This window comes from Nostoc sp. (assembly GCF_036917435.1).
Taxonomy (GTDB): Bacteria; Cyanobacteriota; Cyanobacteriia; order Cyanobacteriales; family Nostocaceae; genus Nostoc.
Window position 1 is genome coordinate 45,801 of the sequence record NZ_JBALDM010000016.1, and the last position, 6,154, is coordinate 51,954.

General features: G+C 34.1%; 5 protein-coding genes. 4 read left to right on the forward strand and 1 reads right to left on the reverse strand.

Going from position 1 to position 6,154, the window contains the following annotated elements; all coding sequences use genetic code 11:
* The first annotated feature begins 107 nt into the window (after positions 1-107).
* Together V7K98_RS07270 and V7K98_RS07275 are read left to right on the forward strand one after the other, a co-directional pair.
* Positions 108-998, forward strand: coding sequence for a PhnD/SsuA/transferrin family substrate-binding protein (locus V7K98_RS07270; RefSeq protein WP_335020238.1), 891 nt, complete (start codon positions 108-110; stop codon positions 996-998).
* Between the two features lie 19 nt (positions 999-1,017).
* Positions 1,018-2,823 (forward strand): sensor histidine kinase, encoded by a 1,806-nt coding sequence (locus tag V7K98_RS07275; RefSeq protein ID WP_335020240.1) that lies wholly within the window; start codon positions 1,018-1,020, stop codon positions 2,821-2,823.
* Positions 2,824-2,894: 71 nt separating this feature from the next.
* Here the strand turns inward: V7K98_RS07275 and V7K98_RS07280 are convergent, their stop codons facing one another.
* A complete protein-coding gene (locus V7K98_RS07280) occupies positions 2,895-3,659 on the reverse strand; it encodes a nucleotidyltransferase domain-containing protein (RefSeq protein WP_335020242.1) in 765 nt (254 codons plus the stop codon).
* Here V7K98_RS07280 and egtC point away from each other — a divergent pair.
* Both egtC and V7K98_RS07290 read left to right on the forward strand, forming a co-directional pair.
* The gene (gene egtC, locus V7K98_RS07285) at positions 3,658-4,446 is read left to right on the forward strand and encodes an ergothioneine biosynthesis protein EgtC (protein ID WP_335020243.1); all 789 of its coding nucleotides are present in this window, start codon (positions 3,658-3,660) and stop codon (positions 4,444-4,446) included. The two genes, V7K98_RS07280 and egtC, sit on opposite strands and share 2 nt — an antisense overlap.
* A gap of 350 nt (positions 4,447-4,796) precedes the next feature.
* Positions 4,797-5,024, forward strand: coding sequence for a hypothetical protein (locus V7K98_RS07290; protein WP_335020245.1), 228 nt, complete (start codon positions 4,797-4,799; stop codon positions 5,022-5,024).
* The last annotated feature ends 1,130 nt before the right edge of the window (positions 5,025-6,154 follow it).

Below are 6,154 nucleotides of genomic sequence, written 5' to 3' on the forward strand. Positions count from 1 at the left end.
TTAGGTAATTTTACAGAAGCACATGAATGCAAAGAAGCAATAAACTGCATGAGGATATTCTTAAATAAAACCTAAAAAATTTTACATTTCTAATATAATTTAGAATTATGAAACGGCGCAACTTTCTTTGGTATTCGCTACTATTTACTGCTGGCTGCACCACAGGAGTAAATTTTACCAATAATAGCTCGGATAAAATAGGAATAGCTGCACCAAAAAGTCTAAAATTTGCAGTTACAGATGTTATTGGAATTGAAGATTTGCAACGAGACTATGGAGCTTTTCGTACTGCATTAGAAGAAATTTTAGGGATAAAAATTGAGCTTTTTCCGGTAGAAAACCCCACAGCAGCAGCACCAGCACTCTTATCGAGAGAAGTAGATATTGTATTTGCAGGTCCTTCAGAATACATAATTTTAAACGCTAGGGCAAAGCCTATTCCGATAATTACCATTGAGCGCAGCAACTACCATTCGATTATTCTAGTTCGTGCAGATAGCAAAATTAAATTATTATCTCAATTGAAAGGCAAAACAATTGCCATGCGGAAAGTTGGCTCAACTGCTAGTCATATTGCTCCCACAAAGCTACTGATAGATGCTGGATTAGATCCAAACACTGACTTCAAAACTGTCATGCTTGATGATAAAGGAGGACAAGCCTTAAAAAAAGGTGAGGTAGATGCTTGGGCGACTGCATCTGACAGATACAAAAATGTCCTGGAATCTGAAGGCTTAACTGAAAAAGATTTTTCTATAATATTTAAAGGCCCGTTACTTCCTGGTGATGTATTTGTTGCTAGCAACCAGTTTGCATCCAGCTTCATAGCAGATATGCGATCGCGCATGATTAACCATCAGGATAAACTGATTCAAAGTTTGGTGAGTGCGAAAGCAAATCAAAAATATAAAGGAGGCAAGTTTATTTCGGTAAATGATGCTAATTATAATATGATCCGTGAAGTTTATCAAAAAATCGGACAAGGAAATTTCTTATAAGAGTATAGTTTATAAATAAATGATAGCTGCTGCGAAATATTCTGTTAAAAAGATTTTTATATTCCTTAGTCATTTTAGCGATAACTGGAATATCGCCAAAAAGATTAGTTACGGCTATACTCTAGCAGTTAGTATTGCTTTCATAGGTACAACAAGTGGTTTTTTACTTGCATACCACTATGAAGCACTTGCTCAACAGCAGTTAAAATTATCTTATCAACAACAATCTCTATTAAAAGATTTAGAAAATTCGATAATCAAAGTGCGACTACATCCACAAAGATTAGTTACTGTATTAGACAATTCTATTTGGTTAGAATTTGAGAAAAATAGATTTCTCGATGAAATGAATCAAGTTAATCAGCACTTATCAAAATTAGAAACTTTTGCGAATACTTATGCTGATAAATCAACAACAAAAAATATAGACTTGAGGAATTTGTTGAATAAATATAAGAAAGAAACAAAAGCATATACTCAAATAATAAAAGCTTTTTGGCAGCAGATTGAACTTAATAAAAATTCAGCAAAAAAAACAGAACGTGAGCAGCAAGAATTATTAGAATTTTTTAAAAAAGAAGTTAATATTTCTGTTAAATTTGAAAAACTTTCAGATGAGTTAATTGAAATTATAGGATATGCTGAAATTCAAAAAAAGCAAGCAAATGCTCGTTTTGAAAGTGCCCAAGAACTGCGAATTAAAGTTATTATTGGAAGTATGCTGTTATCAGCTGCGATCGCAGCTATACTAGCAGTATATACCAGTAATTTAATTGCCCGTCCCTTACAAATAGTTACTAACGTTGCTAGAAAAATTACGGAAGAGTCAAATTTTGAACTCAGAGCTAATATTACAAGCAACGATGAAGTAGGAACATTAGCTACTTCCCTGAATCAATTGGTGGAATGGGTGGGAGATTACACCCAAGAACTAGAACTAGCTCGTCAAAGTTTAGAGCAACGGGTAGAAAAACGAACCCAAGAACTTCAACAAACCTTGCGAGACTTAAAAGAAACTCAAGGGCAATTAATTCAAACAGAAAAAATGTCTTCTCTTGGGCAGATGGTAGCAGGCATAGCTCATGAAATTAACAATCCTGCTAATTTTATATATGGGAATATTCAATGTGCCAGTGACTATACTCAAGACTTGCTTGATTTGGTGAGCTTATATCAGCAAGAATATCCAAATACCATCTACTTGATTGAAGAAAAAATTGAAGAAATTGATTTAAATTTTATTCGTCAAGATTTACCACTCTTACTTTCTTCTATGAAAGTCGGGACTCAACGCATCCGGGAAATTGTATTATCTTTGCGAAACTTTTCCCGATTAGATGAAGCTGATATGAAAGTAGTGGATATTCATGAAGGAATTGAAAATACTCTATTAATTCTGAATCACAGACTTCAACCTGAAATTGAAGTAATTAAAAACTATAGAGATTTATCCTTGATTGAGTGTTATCCAGCACAACTAAACCAGGTATTTATGAATATTCTAAATAATGCTATAGATGCTCTAATTGAACACAAAGCTAATTTAGATACAAGTAAAAAAATCATTATCAATACATTAAATATAGATGATAATTATATTAAAGTAGGTATCAGAGATAATGGTTGTGGAATTCAACCAGAGATTAAGAATAAACTATTTGATCCTTTTTTTACAACTAAACCAGTCGGGAAAGGTACTGGGTTAGGCTTAAGTATTTGTTATCAGATAATTCAAAAACACAACGGTAAAATAGAAGTAACATCAGAATTTGAACAAGGGACAGAGTTTGTAATCTTATTGCCAATAAAAACACAAATAGCTTAGTGTCGCTAATTTATGAAGAACGTACAATGAAAATAAAACTACAAAATTTATGTTTCAAGAAAGTTAATAACTCATAATTCATAACTCTTACCTCTCAGGTGTACCAGCAAATTATGTAAAGCCGCATTCGCTGAAGGTACTTCAGGTAATAGGCTAGATTCGTATGCTTCCTGTAACTTATTACGCAGATGTTCATATTCTATTTGATGAAAATCTACATTAACATTTGATAAAACAGACTTTTCTCTCTCTGCTAGTTTTTGGGCAATTAGATCGTGAAGATATGGTAAATTGAAAGCCTCATTTAGCTTAATTAGATTAGCTTCAACTATACCTGTTTGCATCAAATAAATTCCAGTCAATAAAACTCGATAAACATAAAGCAATGGCTTTAATCGATGCGTGTCTTCTTTTTTAAAAAGTTTCCATTGAGTTGCCGCAAAACCAATATAATGGTAATAATGGTGACGAGTAATACAATCTTTGGCAATAAATTTTAGTTCTTCATATTCGGGTGAAGTTGTTAATATTAAAGGTGAATATAGTTGTTCCAACACGTAACCATTCTTTTTAAGTAGCATTAAAAAGAATTTTTTGACATCATGAGTGACTAAATCAATTTCCAAAGATTCGTCAACCTTTGAAACTTCAATAGTTTCATTGCCAGTTTCTAATCCCACCACTTCTTCGACTGGTAAAATATGCACTCCACGCAAGTCATAATCAGAATCAGGTGACGGAAAACCATATAAGTGAGAACCACTAATAATGGTGAATAAAAGCGGGTAAGGCTGTTGCCTAATAATTGTGTTAATACAAGGTGGAATATTTATCATGTGCCGTTTACTTGCTTACCTCGGTTCGCCTATTTCTTTAGAAAATCTTTTGTATAAACCAGAACATTCATTGATGGTTCAAGCTTATCAACCCCGCGAAATGCCCTCTGGGGTATTAAATGCAGATGGCTTTGGTGTAGGTTGGTATCATAGCCAAAAAGATATCGAACCCTTTATCTACAAAAATATCCTACCTATTTGGAATGACATAAACTTACTCAGTCTCAGCCGTTACGTTGAATCAAAGTGTGTACTTGCTTATGTCCGTAGTGCTACATCCGAACAATCTTTAGATTTTGCTAATTGTCAACCCTTTAACCATCAACAACAGCTATTTCTTCACAATGGAGTAATTGAAAATTTTCGTAAAACATTACACAGGAAAATCCGCAGCACTTTAACTCCTGAATTTTACGAAAAAATTAATGGCAATACTGACTCCGAACACATTTTTGCATTGTTACTTTCACAAATTCAAATTAACAAACATCGACCTCCAGAGTATGCTTTACGTACTACATTATTAACACTTTCAGAGATGGCAAAGCGCTATCAAGTAGAAGCTTCAATCAATATAATCTTTAGTAACGGAAATCGCCTGATAGCTTCTCGATTTGCTACAACTTCTCCGGCTCCATCTCTTTATTGGATTCGAGACGATCAGACTTTTCCTAATTCTGTAATTATTGCATCAGAACCTCTATTTACAAGTAATTGGAATGCTTTTCCAGAAAATAGCATCATTACTGTGGAAGCAGATTGTGAGATCAAAATTGAGCAAATTTAGTGTGGAATAATTTATTTTCAAGCCTTCGCTGAATGTTGCCTGAAAACTCAATAGATGAAGCCACATTTTTTACTCAGCCTCATCCTCGTCTTGACTTTAGCACCGTGGGCTTGTAATTATAGCGCTTTCCAATCTATTGAAGTACATCTTAAAACCTCACCCCTCTCATTAGCAAGGCTACGGTGTATACACAAGTCTCTGGTGAGGCGATTTACGGTTAAGTCTCAGAGCCACTGAGAAACCTCACCCTGGTTTTACTGCGTAAAACCTGTCCATCTCCTTAGTAAGGAGAGGGATTAAAGATAGGACAGGGTGAGGTTTTTGTTTTGTTTTGGGTAATTCGATGACTTGTGTTTACAGTTGATTATTGCTGCATCGAAGCTGTGGGAAAAATTCTACTGGATATAGGAATCCGTTGCTTCGGCTTAGTTTCAGTTATATTGACATTAGCAGCAGAAGAGTTATTAGTTACTTCAGAAAGAATAGTTGATTTCTTATTAGTAGAATTTGCAGAATCCCTCAATGGAATAGTCGAAGATGAATTTGAAGATACAGAAGTAATATTATCAGTGTTTTGACTGTTAGACTTTACGGGAGTTTGACCTTGGCATGGAGCAATGATGAACGCCGAAGTTGTTCCTAATGCCAGCATAAGGAAATGAGAAAAATATTTTTGCATGGAAATTGGCAAAATGGGTTGGTAAATATTAAAAGTCTTAAGAAGTTGTGCTTTTTCTTAGTTTTAATAAATAAACCGTAGCTTTAGAGGACTTACGCAAAAAATAGCCCAAATCTTGAGTTTCCGGTAGAGACAATTCATGAATTGCTCCTACCGCGTCTAGTTTTGCGTAAGTCCTACTTTAGTTTGGAAAACGTGGCAATGTTATCCTATAAAACCATAAAATTAGGTTTCATAAGTGAATAGCTACTAGCACTTACTAGTACATTAATTAGTTGAAAAATTCTAAGCGTACCGAATCAAATTCCCTATAACTTAAGGGTGATATAAATTTCTCTTTAATAGAAAGAGAGTGGTTATTTCTAGACTGTTCAATCAGTCTGATAGAAACTTAGCAAATAAATGCACCTGAAATAGCCGACGTTTTTGTTTATCAACCAAGCTGGCACAACCATTTACACTTTAGTTGTATTTAACTTGTTATTAAAAGAGGAATACTACTGATTTTTTTATAAAGCTAGTTTAGAGGAGATTAACTCTTAACTAGCATATCTCAGTAACTAAAGTAGAAGGTATATGAAATTTTAATAAAACCTGAGCTTTATGAAGTAGCTTCTGTAAATAAATACCTGTATACGTTCAGCAATGCTTACTAATCGTTTATTTATAGACATCTTAAAAGCAGCATCCCATTCGGAACAGACGAACTAGCCAGCAATTAAGTGATAATTTTGTCCTCTTATGTAGATATTTTAAGCTTTACTATCTCACCTGAAACTTTCAGAGCATCTGGGGATTCTTACAAGTTAAACTAGACTTCTCTAGTTAAGAATAGCAATATCCACGCCCCTATTTTTTTGGAAATATATGAAATTTAAAACCTTTAAATATCCTTTCGCACTCATGCTAGTCAGCTTTAGTTTTTTGCAGAGTGCTAAGAGGTTGTTTGAAAAGTCAGAGAAATGGTAAAAAAGCTCTCTCAGTATACGCTGTGAATAGATAGTAGACAGCACTGAGAGAGCAACATGA